Below are 18,809 nucleotides of genomic sequence, written 5' to 3'. Positions count from 1 at the left end.
ATTGGCTTATATAAATAGGAATTACCGATGAGCACAAAAATCGTCACTGCCGCGATGGTCGCTATCGGCGACGAACTTCTGTCGGGTCGCACCAAAGACAAGAACATCGGCCATCTCGCCGACATGATGACCATGGTGGGCATTGATCTGCGCGAAGTGCGGATCGTCGCCGATGACGAAGCCGCCATCGTCGAAGCGATCAACGCCGTACGCAGCCGCTACGATTACGTCTTTACATCGGGCGGCATCGGCCCCACCCATGACGACATCACCGCCGATGCCATATCTCGCGCCTTCGGCGTCGAGTGCGTCTACGAGCCCGAGGCGATGGCCCTGCTCGGCGCCATGTACGAACGCCGCAGCATGGAGTTCACCGACGCCCGCAAGCGCATGGCGCGCATGCCGCTTGGCGCACGCCACATCCCGAACCCCGTCTCCACCGCGCCGGGCTTCACGATCGGCAACGTGCATGTCATGGCCGGTGTACCGCAGGTGTTTCAGGCCATGCTCGACGCCTTGCTGCCCGGCCTTCAGGTCGGTTCGCCTCTCCTCTCGCGCACGGTGCGCTCGCCATTCGGCGAAGGCGATATCGGCAGTCCGCTGACGGAGGTGCAGAAGAACCATCCGGAGACGAGCATCGGCTCCTACCCAAAGTTCGACGGCAAGAACTTCTCGACCGATATTGTCGTGCGTGCCCGCGATCCGCAGGCGCTGGCTGCGGCCGAAGCCGATGTACAGGCGATGATCCAGGCAATCACCGAAGCACGCGCAAAAGCGTGATTGCCCCGCAGAGCACCCTTAGCGCATCTTAAAGGACGTGCGGCGCTGTAGAGCCTTGCACTTTGACCGCTATTGCCGTTATTGCATGTCGGCAAATCAGGATGACGCGTTCCCGCCTGCCCGATCTGCCGGACGCTTCGTCTTTACCAAGCACAGACAAGCCGGAGCCCACTGATGTCGCTGCCCGATAAAGCCTTTCCTGTCTCCTGGGACCAGTTCCACCGTGACGCGCGCGCGCTTGCGTGGCGCCTTGCCGACAACGGCCAGGAATGGCGCGCCATGGTCTGTATCACCCGCGGCGGCCTGGTGCCGGCCGCCATCATTTCCCGCGAACTCAACATCCGGATGATCGAAACCGTCTGCGTCGCCTCCTATCATGACTATGACACGCAGGGTCAGATGAAGGTGCTGAAGGGTATCGCACCTGAGATCATCAAGGACGGCGGCGAAGGCGTGCTGATCGTCGATGACCTGACCGATACCGGCAAGACCGCTGCCGAAGTGCGCGCGATGCTGCCGAAAGCACATTTCGCCGCCGTCTACGCCAAGCCGAAGGGCCGGCCGCTGGTCGATACCTTCGTCACCGAGGTCAGCCAGGACACCTGGATCTATTTCCCCTGGGATTTGGGCTTCACCTACCAGGAGCCGATTGCCAAGGGCACGCGCGGTTAAGAGCCGGGCAAACAGGCAAAAGCGCCTCGAGCGGTCCCTTCCATGAAGTCCGGCTGCTCGAGGCGTTGCATTTCCGGCCTCACGCCATTGGCGGTATGACGCCAATCAATGTCTCGGCGGTGAGCCCCCGCCCCGCTTGGCTGCCGGCCGCGCCATGTCGCCACACGGCGGCCGCCGCTGCCTCGAAGGCCGGCATCCCTTGAGCAAGATGGGCGCCGATGATGCCGGCGAGAACGTCTCCCGAACCGGCCGTCGCCAGCCATGCTGGGGCATTGTTATTGACCACGGCCCGACCGTCCGGTGCAGCGATCACCGTGTCTGCTCCCTTGTAGACGATGACCGCATGGCTCTCGCGAGCCGCCTTCTGCGCCCTTTCGATCTTGGAGAGTGCGCCGTCGCCGGCAATTTGAGGAAAGAGGCGGGCGAACTCGCCCTCGTGCGGCGTCATGACCATCTGGCCCCCGCCTCTTGCAAGCGCGGCGAAGAGTTCGTCGCGGTTCGCCTGAAACGACGTGATCCCGTCTGCGTCGAGCACCAGCGACCGATCGCACAAAGCAAGCGCAAAGTCCCTCGCCTTCTTGCCGACACCGAAGCCGGGCCCGAGGACGAAGCTGCCCAAGCGACGATCCTGCAGCCATTTCGTCAGGTCTCGCTTACCTTCCACTTCGTTGACCATCACAGCGGTCAATTGCGACGCATTGATGCCGAGCGCAGCCTTTCCCGTTGCCACCGTGACCACTCCGGCGCCGGCCGCGAGCCCTGCCGTGGCCGCCAGGCGCGCGGCCCCCGTTGCTTGCCGGTCGCCTGAAAAGACGACGAGGTGACCACGCCTGAACTTGTGCGTTGACGGCGCGAGATCTCCACCCCAGCCGGACCAGACCGTCGGCGAATTCAGACGCAGCGGGCCGGCCTCGGCCAGCACGATGCGCGGCGGGATTCCGATATCGAACACGTCGAGCGTTCCGCACAGGGATCGACCGGGCAAAAGCCAGTGGCCCGGCTTCGGCGCCATGAAGGTTACCGTGTGGCGGGCTGCGAAGGCGGCGCCACGGACTTCACCAGTCCGCCCATCGATGCCGCTCGGCAGATCGACCGCGATGACCGGGAGCCCGCTCGCGTTGATCCGTTCAATGGGCTGAACGACGTCCCCCGAGAGATCGCGCGAGAGCCCGGCCCCGAACAGCGCGTCGATGACGACATCGCCGGCCCGGAGTTCGATTGCGTCAAGCGACGCCACCGGTCCCTTCCATTCCGACCGTGCGCGTGCGGCGTCGCCTTGAAGTGCCGCGGGATTGCCGAGTGTAAAAACCGCGACATCCGCCCCACTTTCCGCAAGACCGCATGCCGCGACATAACCATCGCCGCCATTGTTGCCCGGCCCGCAGAGCACGAGGAAACGGAGGGCATCCGGGAAGTGTCGCAAGGCCGCCGCGGTCACGGCCAGGCCGGCATTGCGCATCAGCGTGAAGCTTTCGATGCCGGATTGGGCGGCCGCCTGATCGATCGCCGTCATTTCCGAGGGCGTGATCAACAAGTGCTGAAGTTCGGAGCGCATGTCGCAGACTTATCCACGCCCGGCGGCATGACGCAAGGCCTCACACCCAGCGCGCCATTTGCCCCATAATTATGCATTTGCACATATTTGTTGCTCAAATAACGTGCTTCACCCTGTTGATGACCGAAAGCATCGACCGATGCCGGGCAACTTTCGATCGATAATCATAAAAATTAGGCAGATCCCAGCCAGGAAATGGCATGGAAACCCCGCAATCCGCGTCGCGGCAGTAGATTTTTTGTCGTTCTGACAGATTTTCGCAGAAAAACTGGCATGCAACGTGCATATTCAGGGCGAGCGGGCATGATCCTGCTTTAAAGGGAGAAGCGGAGAGACATTTTCTCATGAAAAAGATCGAAGCGATCATTAAGCCCTTCAAGCTCGACGAAGTGAAGGAAGCCCTTCAGGAAGTCGGCCTGCAGGGCATCACCGTCACGGAAGCCAAGGGCTTCGGGCGGCAGAAGGGTCACACGGAGCTGTATCGCGGCGCCGAATACGTGGTGGACTTTCTGCCGAAGGTTAAGGTCGAAGTCGTGCTGGCGGACGAAAACGCGGAGGCCGTCATCGAGGCGATCCGCAATGCCGCGCAAACCGGCCGCATTGGTGACGGAAAGATTTTCGTTTCCAATGTGGAAGAAGTCATCCGAATTCGCACGGGCGAAACCGGCCTCGACGCCATCTGATATCACGGGCCGTCCGGCCCGGTTCTTTTCAAACCTCGTCATCTCACACAGGGAATAACGGCAAATGACGACTGCAAGCGATATTCTGAAGCAAATCAAGGACAACGACGTCAAGTTCGTCGACCTGCGCTTTACCGATCCCAAGGGCAAGCTGCAGCACGTAACGATGGATGTGGTCTGCGTCGACGAAGACATGTTCGCCGATGGCGTCATGTTCGACGGCTCCTCGATTGGCGGCTGGAAGGCCATCAACGAGTCCGACATGGTGCTGATGCCCGATCCGGAAACAGCGCATATGGACCCGTTCTTCGCGCAGTCGACGATGGTCATCATCTGCGACATTCTCGATCCGGTTTCGGGCGAATCCTATAACCGCGACCCGCGCGGCACGGCCAAGAAGGCGGAAGCCTACCTCAAGGCATCGGGTATCGGCGACACCGTCTTCGTCGGCCCGGAAGCCGAATTCTTCGTCTTCGACGACGTCAAGTACAAGGCCGATCCGTACAACACCGGCTTCAAGCTCGACTCCTCGGAACTGCCGTCGAACGACGACACCGACTATGAGACCGGCAACCTCGGCCACCGCCCGCGCGTCAAGGGTGGCTATTTCCCGGTTCCGCCGATCGACAGCTGCCAGGACATGCGCTCGGAAATGCTGACGGTTCTGTCCGAAATGGGCGTAACGGTCGAAAAGCATCACCACGAAGTGGCCGCCGCCCAGCACGAGCTCGGCGTCAAGTTCGACGCGCTGGTGCGCAACGCCGACAAGATGCAGATCTACAAGTACGTCGTGCACCAAGTCGCCAACGCCTACGGCAAGACGGCAACCTTCATGCCGAAACCGATCTTCGGCGACAACGGTTCGGGCATGCACGTACACCTGTCGATCTGGAAGGACGGCAAGCCGACCTTCGCAGGCGACGAATATGCCGGCCTGTCGGAAACCTGCCTCTACTTCATCGGCGGCATCATCAAGCACGCCAAGTCGCTGAATGCCTTCACCAACCCGTCGACGAACTCCTACAAGCGTCTCGTCCCGGGCTACGAAGCACCGGTTCTGCTCGCCTATTCGGCACGCAACCGCTCGGCTTCCTGCCGCATTCCGTTCGGCACGAACCCGAAGGCCAAGCGCGTTGAAGTCCGCTTCCCGGACCCGACCGCGAACCCCTACCTCGCCTTCGCAGCCATGCTGATGGCCGGCCTCGACGGCATCAAGAACAAGCTGCATCCGGGCAAGGCCATGGACAAGGACCTCTACGACCTGCCGCCGAAGGAGCTGAAGAAGATCCCGACGGTTTGCGGCTCGCTGCGCGAAGCGCTCGAAAGCCTCGACAAGGACCGCAAGTACCTGACGGCCGGCGGCGTGTTCGACGACGACCAGATCGATTCCTTCATCGAACTGAAGATGCAGGAAGTGATGCGCTTCGAAATGACGCCGCATCCGGTCGAGTACGACATGTACTACTCGGTCTAAGACCATGCAGGCCGGTAGCAACACCTCTTCCGGCTAAGCACCCAATGCAGAAGGCCGGCGCCTCGCTCGAGGTCGCCGGCCTTTCTTTTTCGACTGATGCTCGCGCTCGTGGAAACGCCGCACCTTTGCGGTGGGCGGCACGCTTTGCCGAATTGTGTGATATTATGTTGACGGCAACTTGTGCGCGTCTATCTCAGCTAGCGCGATTGTCCAGCGCCGGGCGGAAGGGAGATCCCTATTGATGTTTTGGGTTCGCCAACCCAGATAATCTCCTGAAAGGATGTGTTGCGTCATGAAACAAAGAAACGCCAAATTCGAGATCGGACAGGTGGTTCGCCATCGGATTTTCCCGTTCCGAGGCGTCATTTTCGACGTCGATCCGGAATACGCCAACACCGAAGAATGGTGGAACGCCATTCCGCAGGAGATCCGCCCGAGCAAGGATCAACCCTTCTACCATCTGTTCGCCGAAAACGACGACAGCGAGTATGTCGCCTACGTTTCCGAGCAGAACCTGGAGTTCGACGACAGCGACCGGCCGATGCGCCACGCCCAAGTCGATGCCCTGTTCGACAAGGACGGCGTCGGCCACTACAGGCCCAAGGCGGCTTTCCGTCACTAGGGCTTTTCGCCCCGGACAAATAAAAACGCCCGGACGCTAGGTCCGGGCGTTTCTTTTAGGGATAGCGAGAGATCGCTTAGTTCTTCTTGGCAGCCTTCTGGGCTTCTTCGAGCTTCTTGCGGGCGTCTTCCGCCTTCTTCTGCATTTCTTCCTGCAGAAGGCGCTGACGCTCTTCGAGCTGCGACTGCTCGATCGGCTCGCCGTCGAAGATACCGGTGAAGCCCGTGAGGGCCATCTTGATCGGGTTCGGAGCGCGCTGGAAGTTGACCGAGGTGAAGACCACCTCGTTGCCCTTCTTCAGGCTGGCGATCAGCTGGTCGGACAGCGGCGCTTCGGCGACGCACTTGTCCGGCATGCAGATTGCGTAGTCGAGCTTCACCGGCTTGCCGCCGTCGATCTGCATCTGGACGCCCGTCGGGATGAGGCGTGCGGACGGTACGGAAACCTGCAGGACCTTGCGGTTGACCTTGCCGCTTACGGTGATGAGGCCGACAGCAGTCACGAGCTGGCCGTTGTTTGCGGTCAGGAGGTTCTGGACGATGCAGACGTCATTGTCTTCCTGCTTGGTGCAGATCTTGAACCAGCCCTGCGGCGGCTTGCCACCCGCCTGCTGGGCGGATGCAACACTCGGTACGCCCGCAGCAGCTACAGAGAGCGCCAGCGCTACCATACCCGAGCGTTTGGTAAAATTCGACTTGAAGATCATTGTGATTCCGTCTCCTGAAATCCGGTAACGGAACAGTTCGTTCCGCAGGTGAGTATCGTCAGCCGCCGTTGTCCTGTTGGCCAAATAAGGCAAATGCATGACCCCGTTTCCGGAAACACCTGTTACATTGGCTCGCTTCGATTATCCAGTGTTTCCTGTCATTTTTTGACTTACTACTGGGCGGAATTTGGGCGGCTGATCGGTTGGATTCATCGGTCTCCATTGGTAACGTTCAGGGAATCGGCCTGTTGATACCCCTTCACGGGAGGTGACTTTGCGTGCATTTCTTTCCGGTCTGGCTTTGCTCATGACCGTCACTTCGTTCGGCAATGGTGCGGTAGCCGCGCCCGTGCATGCCATTGCCATGCACGGCGAGCCGGCGCTGCCGGCCGATTTCAAGAACTTCCCCTACGTCAATCCGAACGTGAAAAAGGGCGGGAAGATCGCCTACGGCGTCGTCGGCAGCTTCGACAGCCTCAATCCCTTCATTCTGAAAAGCATGCGCACGACAGCGCGCGGCATGTGGGACCCGGAATACGGCAACCTCGTCTACGAATCGCTGATGCAGCGCTCGCGCGACGAAGCCTTCACCATGTACGGCCTGCTCGCCGAATCGGCTGAATGGGATGACGACCGGACCTTCATCCAGTTCAACCTCAACCCCAACGCCCGCTGGGCCGATGGGCAGCCGGTCACCGCTGAAGACGTGATCTTCAGCTTCGAACTGATGCGCGACAAGGGACGTGTCCCCTTCAGCAACCGCCTGGCCAAGGTGGCGAAGATGGAGAAGGTCGGTGACCGCAGCGTACGCTTCACCTTCACCGAAGAAGCCGACCGCGAGCTTCCGCTGCTGCTCGGCCTCTCGCCGGTCCTGCCGAAACACGCCATCGACGTTGCAAGCTTCGACCAGACGAGCTTGAAACCGCCGCTCGGCTCCGGCCCCTATCGTGTCGCTGAAGTGAAGCCCGGCGAACGCATCGTCTACAAGAGAAACCCGGATTACTGGGCGAAGGACCTGCCGTCGAAGGTCGGCCAAGATAATTACGACGAAATCTCGGTCGAATACTTCCTCCAGGAAAATTCGCTGTTCGAGGCGTTCAAGAAGGGCGAGATCGACATCTATCCGGAAGGCAGCGCCACCAAGTGGGCACGCGGCTACGATTTCCCCGCTGTCCGCTCCGGCGAAGTCGTCAAGGAAACCTTCAAGCCGAAAACGCCCTCGGGCATGCTCGGCATCGTGTTCAATACCCGCAAGCCGATGTTCGACAATCTCAAGCTCCGCCAGGGTCTGGCGCTGGTGTTCGACTTCGAGTGGGTCAACAAGAACCTCTTCGATGGTGCCTATACGCGCACCCAGAGCTATTGGCAGAACTCGACGCTGAGTTTCCTCGGCGCACCGGCAGACGACCGTGAACTCGGCCTCATCGGCGATGCGCGCGATCGCATCAATCCGGCAATCCTCGATGGCACCTACCGGCTGCCGGTGACCGACGCCTCCGGGCGTGATCGCAACGTGCTGCGCGTCGCCGTCTCGCTGATGCGAGAGGCGGGCTTCCAGATCAAGGACGGCAAGATGGTGGACGCCAAGGGCGCGCCGCTCGCCTTCGAGATCATGAGCCAGAACGCGGGCCAGGAAAAGATCGCCCTCGCCTACCAGCGCTTCCTCGCGCCGCTGGGCATCCAGGTGTCGGTGCGCACCGTCGACGATTCGCAATACCAGCAGCGCAGCCAGTCCTTCGATTATGACGTGATCATCAAGTCCTTCCCGTCGACGTTGTCACCCGGCATCGAACAGGCCGGGCGCTGGTCCTCCCAGGCCAGGGATCGGCAGGGCAGCGACAACTTTGCCGGCGTTGCCGACAAGGATGTCGACCGCATGATCAACAATATTCTCCAGGCCCGCACGACCGAGGATTTCACGGCTGCCGTGCGCGCCCACGACCGGCTGCTGATCAACAATTCCTACCTGGTTCCGCTCTATCATCTGGACGCACAGTGGGTGGCCCGGCGCAAGCATATCGGCCGCCCCGATGTGTTGCCGCTTTATGGCTATCAGCTTCCGGCCTGGTGGGATCAAAACGCCCAATAGAGGGTTGGTTCCCTTTTGGTAACGCATTGAAAGCCGGATAAAACCGGCTTATCTCGCCGACATACCAAAACAAGGAAAGGCACCCGCACCATGCAAACCGTCAGCATCGATATCGTCTCGGACGTCGTCTGCCCCTGGTGCTATCTGGGCAAGGCAAGACTGGATCAGGCGATCGCCAACGTCCCGGACGTGCTCGTCACCGTCAACTGGCGTCCCTATCAGCTCAATCCCGACCTGCCGCCGGAAGGCGTCGACCACAAGCAGCACCTGGCGGCAAAGCTCGGCGGCCAGGCGGCCGTCGATCGCGCCCATGATATGCTGCGCGAACTCGGAAACGCCGAGGGCATCGCCTTCGACTTTGACGCCGTGAAGATCAGCCCGAACACGCTCGACGCGCATCGGCTCGTCCGCTGGGCTGCGACCAACGGCGAGGCAGCGCAGACGGCCGTCGTCGGCATGTTATTCAAGGCGAACTTCGAGGAAGGCCGCAATGTCGGCGATCACGCCGTGCTGCTGGATATCGCCGAGAAGGCCGGTCTCGACCGTCCCGTCATCGCTGCGCTGCTGACCTCCGACGCAGACAAGGACGCGGTCAAGGAAGAGGTCGGTTTGGCCCGCGAGATGGGCGTGACCGGTGTCCCCTGCTTCATCCTCGAAGGGCAATATGCCGTGATGGGAGCGCAATCCGTCGACGTGTTGACGAATGCGCTGCGCGAAATCGCAGAGATGAAGGCAAGCGGCAAGCCGAACTGATCCGCTGCTGGCGCTGCCGCATCACGCGGCAGCGCTCGATGCCTGGCATAGACTATTTCGCCAACCCGGCGAGCTGCGTCATCACCATCGCAGCGCCCGAAAGACGCTTCTCCGGCGTTGCCAGTTCCCTTTGGAAGAAGATGCTGTGGTCCGGCCGGATCTTCGCAAGCGTACCCTGCTTGGCGATGTAACCGACGAGTGCGGCCGGGTTCGGGAACTCCTTGTTGCGGAACTGCACGACGACACCCTTCGGCCCGGCATCGAGCTTCTCGACATTCGCCGTACGGCACAGCGACTTGATGTAGACGATCTTCAAGAGGTGCTGCACCTCGATCGGCAACGGGCCGAAGCGGTCGATCATCTCGGCGCCGAAGCCGTCGATCTCCTTGAGATCCGTCAGTTCGCCGAGGCGGCGATAGAGACCGAGCCTCAAATGCAGATCCGGCACATAGTGTTCCGGGATCATGACCGGGGTTCCGACCGAGATCTGCGGCGACCAACCGGTATCGTGGATTTCTTCTTCACCCTTGAGCTCGGCGACCGCTTCTTCCAGCATCTGCTGGTAGAGCTCGAAGCCGACCTCCTTGATATGGCCCGACTGTTCCTCGCCGAGCAGGTTGCCGGCGCCGCGGATATCGAGGTCGTGGCTCGCCAGCTGGAAGCCGGCACCGAGCGTGTCGAGCGACTGCAGCACCTTCAGCCGTCGTTCGGCGGTTCCCGTCAGCGTCTTGTTGACCGGCAGGGTGAACAGCGCGAAGGCGCGCACCTTCGAGCGACCGACGCGGCCGCGCAGCTGGTAGAGCTGGGCAAGTCCGAACATGTCGGCGCGGTGCACGATCAGCGTATTGGCCGTCGGGACGTCGAGACCGGATTCGACGATCGTCGTCGACAGCAGCACGTCGTAACGCCCGTCATAGAAGGCGTTCATGATGTCTTCGAGCTCGGTTGCCGGCATCTGGCCGTGAGCAACCGCCACCTTCAGCTCCGGAACGTCGGATTTCAGGAAGTCGTGGATCTCCGAGAGGTCACTCAGGCGCGGGCAGACGTAGAAGCTCTGGCCGCCGCGATAGTGCTCACGCATCAGCGTTTCGCGGATCACCAGCGCATCGAAGGGAGAAATGAAGGTGCGAACCGCCATGCGGTCGACCGGCGGCGTGGTGATCAGCGACAGTTCGCGCACGCCGGTTAGCGCCAGTTGCAGCGTGCGCGGGATCGGCGTTGCCGAAAGCGTCAGCACGTGGACATCCGACTTCAGCTCCTTCAGCCGCTCCTTGTGCTTGACGCCAAAGTGCTGCTCTTCGTCGATGATCAGAAGGCCGAGATTGGCGAAGTTGACCGACGTGCCAAGCAGCGCGTGAGTGCCGACGACGACGTCGGTCTTTCCGTCCGCCACCTCCTTCTTGGTCAACGCCAACTCCTTCGATCCAACGAGGCGGGATGCCTGCTGGATGCGGATCGGCAGACCGCGGAAACGCTCGGAGAAGGTCTTGAAATGCTGGCGCGCCAGCAGCGTCGTCGGCACGACGACGGCGACCTGTACGCCGTTCATCGCCGCGATAAAGGCGGCACGCAGCGCGACTTCCGTCTTGCCGAAGCCGACGTCGCCGCAGACGAGGCGGTCCATCGGGCGGCCGCTGCCGAGATCGTCGCGCACGGCCTCGATCGAGTTCAGCTGGTCCTCGGTCTCGTCATAGGGGAAGCGCGCGGCGAATTCGTCATAGACGCCATCCTGAGCGGCAAGAACCGGCGCCCGACGCGTGTGGCGTTCGGCGGCGATGCGGATGAGACCGCCTGCCATGTCCAGCAGGCGCTTCTTGAGCTTGGCCTTGCGTGCCTGCCAGGCAACGCCACCAAGCTTGTCGAGGATCGCATCGGTCCCTTCTGCTCCATAGCGCGACAGAAGCTCGATGTTTTCGACCGGCAGGAACAGCTTGGCATTGTCGGCATAGACGAGCTCGAGGCAATCATGCGGTGCGCCGACGGCTTCGATGGTGCGCAAGCCGACAAACCGGCCAATGCCGTGTTCGGCATGCACGACGTAACTGCCCTCGTCGAGGCCCGCGACTTCGGCGATGAAGTCGGCCCCGCGCTTGCGGCGCCTCGAACGACGTACCATGCGGTCGCCCAGGATATCCTGTTCGCCTATGATCACGAGATCACCTGTCTCGAAACCGGCCTCGATGCTGAGGACGGTCGATCCCGCCTCGCCCGGCTTCAGGCTCTTGACCTCGGCCAGCGCCTTGATCGGCTTGATGTTGCCGAGTCCGTGCTCGGCAAGCACCTGCAACAGGCGGTCCAGCGATCCCTCGCTCCAGCCCGAAATGACCACCTTGGCGCCCTTCGAGCGCCGCTCGGCAATGTACTTGACCGCCTGGTCGAAGACGTTGACGCGTTCGCTGTCCGTCTCGCCCTCGCCGGCCGACTTGGCCCAGCGCATGCCCTGGCGCGCGTCGACCGATATCACCTGCCGGGCCTCGCCTTCATGCTCGTTGAACGGCGACAGACGAATGGCGTCGCGCGAGGTCAGTGCAGCATTGAAGCCCTGCGAATTCAGATAGAGCAGTTCCGGCGGAACCGGCTTATAGGGCGTGCCCTGGGTCGTCTGCGACTTGCCGGGAGAGGCCGATGCCAGACGGGCATCGTAATAGTCGAGAATGAGCTTCGAGCGTTCGGCCGCAGCTTCGCGCGCCAGATGATCCGTGACGATGCGGAAACCATGGAGATAGTCGAAGACCGTCTCCAGCCCGTCATAAAAGAGCGGCAGCCAATGCTCCATGCCGGCGTAGCGCCGCCCTTCGGATACGGCCTGGTAGAGCGCATCGTCGCGGGTCGTCGCGCCGAAAAGCGACAGATACTGCTTGCGGAAATGGCTGATCGTCTCCGGCGTCAGCGATACCTCGCTCATCGGGTTGAGATCGAGGGAGCGGACCTGGCCGGTCGTGCGCTGGCTTGCGGGATCGAAGGAGCGGATGGTCTCCAGAGTATCGCCGAAGAAGTCGAGGCGCAGCGGCTCGCCGCTGCCGGGCACGAAGACATCGAGGATGCCGCCACGCACGGCATATTCACCGACTTCGCGCACCGTCGCGACCCGCTCGAAACCATTGCGCTCGAGCCGCATCGCGATGTCATCCATGCGCACCTGGTTGCCCGGGCGGGCCGAAAACGCCAGACTCTCGATCACATTCTGCGGCGAGATCTTCTGCAGGGCAGCGTTGACCGTCACCAGCACGATCGCTGCATGCGGTTTCTTCTTGTGCGCGATGAGCGCACTGAGCGCCGCGAGACGCCGCGCTGACGTGTCGGCGCTTGGCGACACGCGGTCATAGGGAAGGCAGTCCCAGCCCGGTAGTGTCAGCACCGGAATATCCGGCGCCACGAAGCCGAGAACCTGCTCAAGATCCGCGATCCGTTGACCATCCGAGAGAATATAGGCGACCGGCTGGCCCGCCCGCGCGAGCTCCGCGAGAACCAGTGCCTCGGCGCCGGCGGGAACCGGGCCGATCGTGATCTCTCGTTGTGCTTCGACAATCTTCTTCGGATCAAGGCCAACCAGCATCATCGCTCTATTTCATCCCTTCGGGAAGCTTGTCGAAATCCGGACGATAGGCGGCAATGCGCTCGAACATCGGCGTCTGATAGCGAGCGGGCAGAGGTTGTTCACCGGTGATCCACCTGACGAGATCATTGTCCTCTTCGCGCATGATCGTCTCGAGTTCATCGAGCTCCACTTCGGAAAGCACCGAAAGCTCGGCCTCTGCAAACTGCCCGAGGATCAGGTCCATCTCGCGGATGCCGCGATGCCAGGCGCGGAACAGGATCCGCCGTCGCCGCGGATCGAGATCGGCGCTGGTGCGTGAGATGCCAGTCATGGAAATTCCTTCCTGCCGCCCGCTACCCGCGCCGCGCGTCTTCCAAGGCGCACGAAAGTCGCTGTAGCACTTTAGATTGCTGCATGTTTTTGCCCCTAAACCGGATTGGATTTAGGGAGAAAGGAAACATGCAGGAGAGCGCCGCGCATTCGGACGAACACGCGAGGGACGCTCCAGCGCTTTGATTCCAGAGCACCTTGTCGCCTTCAGTGATACCACTTGAAAGCGGGACGCTCTAGGCTACGGTTTGTCGTCAATCGGCTCTATAAACTCTGAATTGGTGATTGTCAGCCTTGCCAAAGCCCGATTTATCATCGCAATTTCATCACCATGCGTCCCGCCCTGCTCGACCCGCTCTTCTCACCGCTCGACACGCTTCCCGGCATCGGCCCGAAGATCGGCGAGCTCTATGCCAAGCTGCTCGGCCGCGAAACGATCGAGGATTGCTGTGTCGTCGATCTTGTCTTCCATGCGCCGCATTCGCTGATCGACCGTCGCCAGCAGCCCGGCATTGCCCATGCGCCGCAAGGGGTAATCGTCACCATTACCGGCCGGGTCGATCGCCATCAGCCACCGCCGCGCGGCAAACCAAACCTGCCCTACCGCGTCTTCCTGCATGACGAATCCGGCGAACTGGCGCTCACCTACTTCCGGGTCAAAGGCAATTGGCTGGAGAAATCGCTGCCGGTGGATGAGACGGTGATCGTCAGCGGCAAGGTCGACTGGTTCAACGGCCGGCCTTCGATGGTCCATCCGGACTACACGGTCCGCGCAAGCGAGGCGGAAAACCTGCCGCTGGTCGAGCCGGTCTATGGTCTGACCGCCGGACTTTCGCCCCGGACATTGCGCAAGTCGATCGAGGCGGCCGTCGCCCGGGTCCCGGAAATGCCGGAATGGGGGGACGATGCGCTGCTCGCCAAGCAGGGCTTCGCCAGTGCGGCCGAGAGTTTCCGAGCGCTGCATGATCCCCGGGATGCAACTGATATCGATCCCCAGGCACCCGCGCGCCGCCGCCTGGCCTATGACGAATTTCTGGCCGGGCAACTGTCATTGGCGCTCGTCCGACAACGTCTGCGCAAGGTCGCTGGTATTCCGGTTAACGCCACCGGCGCTCTCTCCCGGCCGGTCATCGACGCCCTTCCCTTTTCGCTGACGGCGAGCCAGTCCACAGCTATTGCCGATATCCTCAAGGACATGGCAGGCACCGAACGCATGCTGCGGCTGCTGCAGGGCGACGTCGGCTCCGGCAAGACGATGGTGGCGCTGATGGCGATGCTCGCAGCGGTCGAATCCGGCGGCCAGGCCGTGCTGATGGCACCGACGGAAATCCTCGCCCGGCAACACCATGCGACCCTTGCCAGGATGGCCGCTCCGGCCGGCATCACGATTGACGTCCTGACCGGCCGCACCAAGGGCAAGGAACGCGATGCCATCCTTGATCGCATCGCATCCGGCGAGACGCGGATGGTGATCGGCACGCACGCACTTTTCCAGGATACGGTGAACTACAAGGAGCTGACGCTGGCGGTGGTGGACGAGCAGCATCGTTTCGGCGTTCACCAGCGCCTGCGGCTGACCGCCAAGGGAATCTCGCCGCATATGCTCGTCATGACGGCGACCCCGATCCCGCGTACGTTGGTGCTCGCGGCCTTTGGCGACATGGATGTCTCGAAGCTCACTGAGAAGCCTGCCGGGCGTAAGCCGATCCAGACCGTGACGATCCCGACGGAGCGTACCGGCGATATCGTCGATCGGCTGGATGCAGCGCTTCGCGAAGGCAAGAAGGCCTATTGGATCTGCCCGCTTGTCGAGGAGTCGGAAGCAGTCGACGTCATGTCGGCGGAAGAGAGGTACGAAGGCCTCGCCAAACGCTTCGGCAACACTGTCGGCCTCGTACACGGTCGCATGAATGGGGCGGAGAAAGATGCCGTCATGCTCGCCTTCAAGAATGGCGAGATCCGCTTGCTGGTCGCCACCACCGTCGTGGAAGTCGGCGTCGACGTGCCCGATGCGACGATCATGGTGATCGAACATGCGGAACGCTTCGGCCTTGCCCAGCTTCATCAATTGCGCGGCCGCGTTGGCCGGAGCGATGAGGCTTCGACCTGCATCCTGCTCTACAAGGGACCGCTCAGCGAAAATGGCCGATCACGGCTCTCGATCCTGCGCGACAGCGAGGACGGCTTCCTGATCGCCGAGGAAGATTTGAAGCTGCGCGGCGAAGGCGAGTTGCTCGGCACGCGCCAGTCGGGCACGCCGGGCTTCCGCATCGCCAGCCTGGAAGCCCATGGCGACCTGTTGGAAATCGCGCGGAAGGACGCCGCCTATGTCATCGAGCGCGACCCGGACCTGACGTCGGAACGCGGTGAAGCACTCCGGACGCTGCTCTATCTCTACCGACGCGACGAGGCGATCCGCTTCCTGCGCGCCGGCTAGAGGCGAGAAAGCGTGAGCCGGTTTCCGTCCCGAAGTGTGCCTCGATGTCAGGCGGTTTTCTGCTGGCTGATTTTCAGCGGCGCGTTGGCGAGCGGTTTGTAGTCCGGCGTCACCAAGCCGCCGGAAATCAGCAGCTTGGCTGCATCTTCCGCGCTCATCTCGAGCGGTATGATCTTGTCGCGCTCAACAAACAGCAGAAACCCGGCGGTGGGGATCGGAGTCGGCGGCAGGAAGACCGCCACCATATCCATGCCACGATCGTCGAACTTGGATGCGATCTCGCCCTTAACGTCGGTCGCGATGAACACGAGCGACCAAAGGCCGGGGCTCGGATACTCGATCAGCCCGGCCTTCTTGAAGGAGGACGACTGCTCCTGCAGCACCGTCTGGAAAATCTGTTTCGTGGATTTATAGATCGTACGGACGAGCGGCGTGCGATTGACCAGGGATTCGGCGAGATTGACGATCGACCGACCGACGAGGTTTGCGGTCATGAAGCCGACAAACGTGATCACGAAAATGGCAACGAGCAACCCGAAGCCGGGAATGGCGACGGGCGAATAGGTGTCCGGATTATAGAAATTCGGCAGATACGGCTTCACCCACCCATCGGCCCAATCGATAAACGTGCGCACGAGCCAAACGGTGATCGCCACCGGTGCGCAGACGATCAGGCCGGTCAGGAAATAGTTGCGCAGCCGGGTGCCGATATAGCCGCGTTTTGAGTGTTCCGTCATGCTTCTTCCGTCTTAACCTCACGCCACCCCAAAGGCCGGATGATAGGCGACCGTGCCAGCGGCCATCGCGCCGGAAAGAGCCAGCGCCATGAAATATTGCGGCGCACAACCGGGGAATACAAGAGCCGATTCGTTGCGGAAACCGAACTTTTGATAATAGGCCGGATCGCCGACGACGACGCAGCCAGAGGCACCCTCGGCACGCAGCCATTCGAGGCCCTCGCGGATCAACTGCCTGCCGATGCCCTGTGCCTGAACGTCCGGCTTGACCGACACAGGCCCAAGCCCGAACCAGCCGGATTCTGCCGGCGTCAGAGTGACGGGCGAGAAGGCGACGTGCCCAACAATCTCGTCGTTCATCTCGGCGACCAACGACACGTTCAGCGCCCCGGCTTCGCGCAGGCGTTCGATGATGAGGGGCTCGCTCTGATCACTGTGCGGATGCCCTTCGAAGGCGGCCGCGGTCACCTCGCGGATACCCTTCTCATCTCCTGGGCGCTCATGCCGGACGTAGATCACTCAACGGTCACCGATTTGGCGAGGTTACGGGGCTGGTCGACGTCGGTGCCCATGAATACCGCCGTATGGTAGGCAAGCAACTGGATCGGCAGCGAGAAGATCATCGGCGCGATGATCTCGTCGACATTCGGCAGCACGATCGTCGCCATCGTTTCGAGCTTCGAGGCAGCAGCGCCCTTCTCGTCGGTGATCAGGATGATGCGGCCGCCGCGCGCGGCCACTTCCTGCATGTTGGAAACCGTCTTCTCATAGAAGCGATCGTGCGGCGCAATGACGATGACCGGCATGTTTTCGTCGATCAGCGCGATCGGTCCATGCTTCAGCTCGCCGGCGGCATAACCTTCAGCGTGGATATAGGAGATCTCCTTGAGCTTCAGCGCGCCTTCCATCGCCAGCGGGAAGCTGGTGCCGCGCCCGAGATAGAGCACGTCGCGGCACTTCGACAGCTCGCGCGACAGAAGCTCGATCTTCGGCTGGATGGCGTTCAACACCTGGCCCATGATACGCGGCATTTCCGAGAGGTAGCGAACCAGCACCTGCTCCTCGTCTGCACTGACCGTGCCGCGGGCGCGTCCGGCGCCGATCGCCAGCGACGCCAGGACGGCCAGCTGGCAGGTGAAGGCCTTGGTGGAGGCGACACCGATCTCCGGACCGGCGAGGATCGGGAACACGGCATCGGACTCGCGTGCGATCGTCGATTCGCGCGTATTGACGACGGCGCCGATCTTTAAGCCCAGCTCCTTGCAGTAGCGCAGCGAGGCGAGCGTGTCGGCGGTTTCGCCCGATTGCGAGATGAACAGTGCTGCCGACTGCGCCGACAACGGGATTTCGCGATAGCGGAACTCGGAAGCGACGTCGATTTCCACCGGCAGGCGGGCATAGCGCTCGAACCAGTACTTGCCGACGAGGCCGGCGAGATAGGCCGTGCCGCAAGCGGAAATCGCCAGACTCGAGACCTTGGCAAAATCGATCGTGCCGCCGAGTGCCTTGATGCGGTTGCCGGCAAAATCGACGTAGTGACTGAGCGCGTGCGCGATCACCTCCGGCTGCTCATAGATCTCCTTCTCCATGAAATGCCGGTGGTTGCCCTTGTCGATCATATAGGCGGCCGACGAGATCTGCCGCGGACGGTCGACGGCATTGCCGGCGAGATCGAAGATATGCACGCCGTTTGCGCCGATCACCGCCCAGTCGCCATCGATCAGATAGGTGATCTCGTTGGTGAAGGGCGCAAGCGCGATCGCGTCGGAGCCGAGGAACATCTCGCCCTTGCCGTGGCCGATCGCCAGCGGCGGTCCGTTGCGCGCCGCCATGATCGTCGACGGGTCGTCCTCAAAGAGCACGGCGAGCGCATAGGCGCCGGTGACCCGCTTCAGCATCGCATGCATCGCCTCGCGCCGGCCAAGGCCCTCGCGGCGGAACCTGGAGAGCAGATGTGCCACGACCTCGGTGTCGGTGTCCGTCTCGAACTTGGCGCCGTCGGCAATCAGTTCGTCCTTCAAATCCGCGAAGTTCTCGATGATGCCGTTGTGGACGACGGCGACACCGTCGGTGAAGTGCGGATGGGCGTTGCGCTCTGTCGGCGCGCCGTGGGTTGCCCAACGCGTGTGCGCAATGCCGATCGTGCCGGCGAGCGGCTCTTCGCGAAGCCGGATCTCGAGATTGACGAGTTTGCCCTCGGCACGCCGGCGCTCCAACGCTCCACCATTGATGGTCGCAACGCCGGCGGAATCATAGCCGCGGTATTCGAGGCGCTTCAGCGCATCGACCAGGCGCTCCGATACCGGCTGGTTGCCAACGATGCCAACAATACCGCACATAGTCGTCTCCGATTTGTCCCCGCGCCCGTCGTGGCGCCTCAGCCGATGAGGGCGGATGTCCCGCCCGTTGCGCTGCCTTGGTAAAGCATTTGTC

General features: G+C 61.9%; 15 protein-coding genes. 8 read left to right on the top strand and 7 right to left on the bottom strand.

Annotation, left to right across the window (positions count from 1 at the left end):
* The first annotated feature begins 27 nt into the window (after nucleotides 1-27).
* Together ACTJKE_RS15140 and gpt are read left to right on the top strand one after the other, a co-directional pair.
* Entirely contained in the window at nucleotides 28-780 is a 753-nt protein-coding gene (locus tag ACTJKE_RS15140) for a competence/damage-inducible protein A (protein WP_058328190.1), read from the top strand.
* Nucleotides 781-954: 174 nt separating this feature from the next.
* Nucleotides 955-1,452: a xanthine phosphoribosyltransferase gene (gene gpt, locus ACTJKE_RS15135; protein WP_058328189.1), complete on the top strand. Its 498-nt coding sequence runs from the start codon at nucleotides 955-957 to the stop codon at nucleotides 1,450-1,452.
* A gap of 79 nt (nucleotides 1,453-1,531) precedes the next feature.
* Here the strand turns inward: gpt and ACTJKE_RS15130 are convergent, their stop codons facing one another.
* Nucleotides 1,532-3,007 carry an NAD(P)H-hydrate dehydratase gene (locus ACTJKE_RS15130; protein ID WP_440638654.1) on the bottom strand — a complete coding sequence of 492 codons (1,476 nt, stop codon included), beginning with the start codon at nucleotides 3,005-3,007 and terminating at the stop codon, nucleotides 1,532-1,534.
* A 344-nt stretch (nucleotides 3,008-3,351) separates the two neighbouring features.
* Here ACTJKE_RS15130 and ACTJKE_RS15125 point away from each other — a divergent pair, with 344 nt between their 5' ends.
* The 3 genes from ACTJKE_RS15125 (at nucleotide 3,352) to hspQ (ending at nucleotide 5,786) form a co-directional block, all read left to right on the top strand.
* Nucleotides 3,352-3,690, top strand: a complete 339-nt coding sequence (locus tag ACTJKE_RS15125; RefSeq protein WP_003528058.1) for a P-II family nitrogen regulator — start codon at nucleotides 3,352-3,354, stop codon at nucleotides 3,688-3,690.
* A 64-nt stretch (nucleotides 3,691-3,754) separates the two neighbouring features.
* Entirely contained in the window at nucleotides 3,755-5,164 is a 1,410-nt protein-coding gene (glnA, locus tag ACTJKE_RS15120; RefSeq protein ID WP_057255946.1) for a type I glutamate--ammonia ligase, read from the top strand.
* A gap of 292 nt (nucleotides 5,165-5,456) precedes the next feature.
* Nucleotides 5,457-5,786, top strand: a complete 330-nt coding sequence (gene hspQ / locus ACTJKE_RS15115) for a heat shock protein HspQ (RefSeq protein ID WP_057255944.1) — start codon at nucleotides 5,457-5,459, stop codon at nucleotides 5,784-5,786.
* 76 nt (nucleotides 5,787-5,862) lie between these two features.
* Here hspQ and ACTJKE_RS15110 read toward each other — a convergent pair whose 3' ends face one another.
* Entirely contained in the window at nucleotides 5,863-6,492 is a 630-nt protein-coding gene (locus tag ACTJKE_RS15110) for an invasion associated locus B family protein (protein WP_058328187.1), read from the bottom strand.
* Nucleotides 6,493-6,799: 307 nt separating this feature from the next.
* Between ACTJKE_RS15110 and ACTJKE_RS15105 the strand changes: the two genes are divergently transcribed.
* Both ACTJKE_RS15105 and ACTJKE_RS15100 read left to right on the top strand, forming a co-directional pair.
* Complete coding sequence (locus tag ACTJKE_RS15105; RefSeq protein ID WP_058328299.1) at nucleotides 6,800-8,581, top strand: extracellular solute-binding protein; 1,782 nt, start codon at nucleotides 6,800-6,802, stop codon at nucleotides 8,579-8,581.
* Nucleotides 8,582-8,671: 90 nt separating this feature from the next.
* Nucleotides 8,672-9,334 carry a DsbA family oxidoreductase gene (locus tag ACTJKE_RS15100; RefSeq protein ID WP_440638650.1) on the top strand — a complete coding sequence of 221 codons (663 nt, stop codon included), beginning with the start codon at nucleotides 8,672-8,674 and terminating at the stop codon, nucleotides 9,332-9,334.
* 52 nt (nucleotides 9,335-9,386) lie between these two features.
* Here the strand turns inward: ACTJKE_RS15100 and mfd are convergent, their stop codons facing one another.
* Together mfd and ACTJKE_RS15090 are read right to left on the bottom strand one after the other, a co-directional pair.
* Entirely contained in the window at nucleotides 9,387-12,890 is a 3,504-nt protein-coding gene (gene mfd, locus ACTJKE_RS15095) for a transcription-repair coupling factor (RefSeq protein ID WP_058322499.1), read from the bottom strand.
* A 7-nt stretch (nucleotides 12,891-12,897) separates the two neighbouring features.
* Nucleotides 12,898-13,203, bottom strand: coding sequence for an FAD assembly factor SdhE (locus ACTJKE_RS15090; RefSeq protein ID WP_058328186.1), 306 nt, complete (start codon nucleotides 13,201-13,203; stop codon nucleotides 12,898-12,900).
* A gap of 330 nt (nucleotides 13,204-13,533) precedes the next feature.
* Between ACTJKE_RS15090 and recG the strand changes: the two genes are divergently transcribed.
* Entirely contained in the window at nucleotides 13,534-15,639 is a 2,106-nt protein-coding gene (recG, locus tag ACTJKE_RS15085; RefSeq protein ID WP_440691934.1) for an ATP-dependent DNA helicase RecG, read from the top strand.
* 47 nt (nucleotides 15,640-15,686) lie between these two features.
* On the opposite strand, the gene ACTJKE_RS15080 is transcribed toward recG, so the two are convergent.
* From ACTJKE_RS15080 to glmS, 3 genes are read right to left on the bottom strand one after another with little or no spacing between them, the layout of a single operon-like run.
* The gene (locus ACTJKE_RS15080) at nucleotides 15,687-16,376 is read right to left on the bottom strand and encodes a DUF502 domain-containing protein (protein ID WP_058322465.1); all 690 of its coding nucleotides are present in this window, start codon (nucleotides 16,374-16,376) and stop codon (nucleotides 15,687-15,689) included.
* An 18-nt stretch (nucleotides 16,377-16,394) separates the two neighbouring features.
* Nucleotides 16,395-16,892, bottom strand: coding sequence for a GNAT family N-acetyltransferase (locus ACTJKE_RS15075; RefSeq protein ID WP_058322498.1), 498 nt, complete (start codon nucleotides 16,890-16,892; stop codon nucleotides 16,395-16,397).
* A complete protein-coding gene (glmS, locus tag ACTJKE_RS15070; protein WP_440691933.1) occupies nucleotides 16,892-18,715 on the bottom strand; it encodes a glutamine--fructose-6-phosphate transaminase (isomerizing) in 1,824 nt (607 codons plus the stop codon). Before glmS ends, ACTJKE_RS15075 begins: the two co-directional genes overlap by 1 nt.
* Between the last annotated feature and the right edge of the window lie 94 nt (nucleotides 18,716-18,809).

The organism is Ensifer sp. 22521 (assembly GCF_052044795.1).
Taxonomy (GTDB): domain Bacteria; phylum Pseudomonadota; class Alphaproteobacteria; order Rhizobiales; family Rhizobiaceae; genus Ensifer.
The sequence above is the reverse complement of the archived record's forward strand: the minus strand, read 5'-3'. Positions and strand labels throughout refer to the sequence as shown.

Excerpts from the sequence above, each read along its gene's own strand:
- ACTJKE_RS15140 (WP_058328190.1), top strand. The coding sequence starts at position 28 with ATGAGCACAAAAATCGTCACTGCCGCGATGGTCGCTATCGGCGACGAA.
- gpt (WP_058328189.1), top strand. The coding sequence starts at position 955 with ATGTCGCTGCCCGATAAAGCCTTTCCTGTCTCCTGGGACCAGTTCCAC.
- ACTJKE_RS15130 (WP_440638654.1), bottom strand. The coding sequence starts at position 3,007 with ATGCGCTCCGAACTTCAGCACTTGTTGATCACGCCCTCGGAAATGACG.
- ACTJKE_RS15125 (WP_003528058.1), top strand. The coding sequence starts at position 3,352 with ATGAAAAAGATCGAAGCGATCATTAAGCCCTTCAAGCTCGACGAAGTG.
- glnA (WP_057255946.1), top strand. The coding sequence starts at position 3,755 with ATGACGACTGCAAGCGATATTCTGAAGCAAATCAAGGACAACGACGTC.
- hspQ (WP_057255944.1), top strand. The coding sequence starts at position 5,457 with ATGAAACAAAGAAACGCCAAATTCGAGATCGGACAGGTGGTTCGCCAT.
- ACTJKE_RS15110 (WP_058328187.1), bottom strand. The coding sequence starts at position 6,492 with ATGATCTTCAAGTCGAATTTTACCAAACGCTCGGGTATGGTAGCGCTG.
- ACTJKE_RS15105 (WP_058328299.1), top strand. The coding sequence starts at position 6,800 with ATGACCGTCACTTCGTTCGGCAATGGTGCGGTAGCCGCGCCCGTGCAT.
- ACTJKE_RS15100 (WP_440638650.1), top strand. The coding sequence starts at position 8,672 with ATGCAAACCGTCAGCATCGATATCGTCTCGGACGTCGTCTGCCCCTGG.
- mfd (WP_058322499.1), bottom strand. The coding sequence starts at position 12,890 with ATGCTGGTTGGCCTTGATCCGAAGAAGATTGTCGAAGCACAACGAGAG.
- ACTJKE_RS15090 (WP_058328186.1), bottom strand. The coding sequence starts at position 13,203 with ATGACTGGCATCTCACGCACCAGCGCCGATCTCGATCCGCGGCGACGG.
- recG (WP_440691934.1), top strand. The coding sequence starts at position 13,534 with ATGCGTCCCGCCCTGCTCGACCCGCTCTTCTCACCGCTCGACACGCTT.
- ACTJKE_RS15080 (WP_058322465.1), bottom strand. The coding sequence starts at position 16,376 with ATGACGGAACACTCAAAACGCGGCTATATCGGCACCCGGCTGCGCAAC.
- glmS (WP_440691933.1), bottom strand. The coding sequence starts at position 18,715 with ATGTGCGGTATTGTTGGCATCGTTGGCAACCAGCCGGTATCGGAGCGC.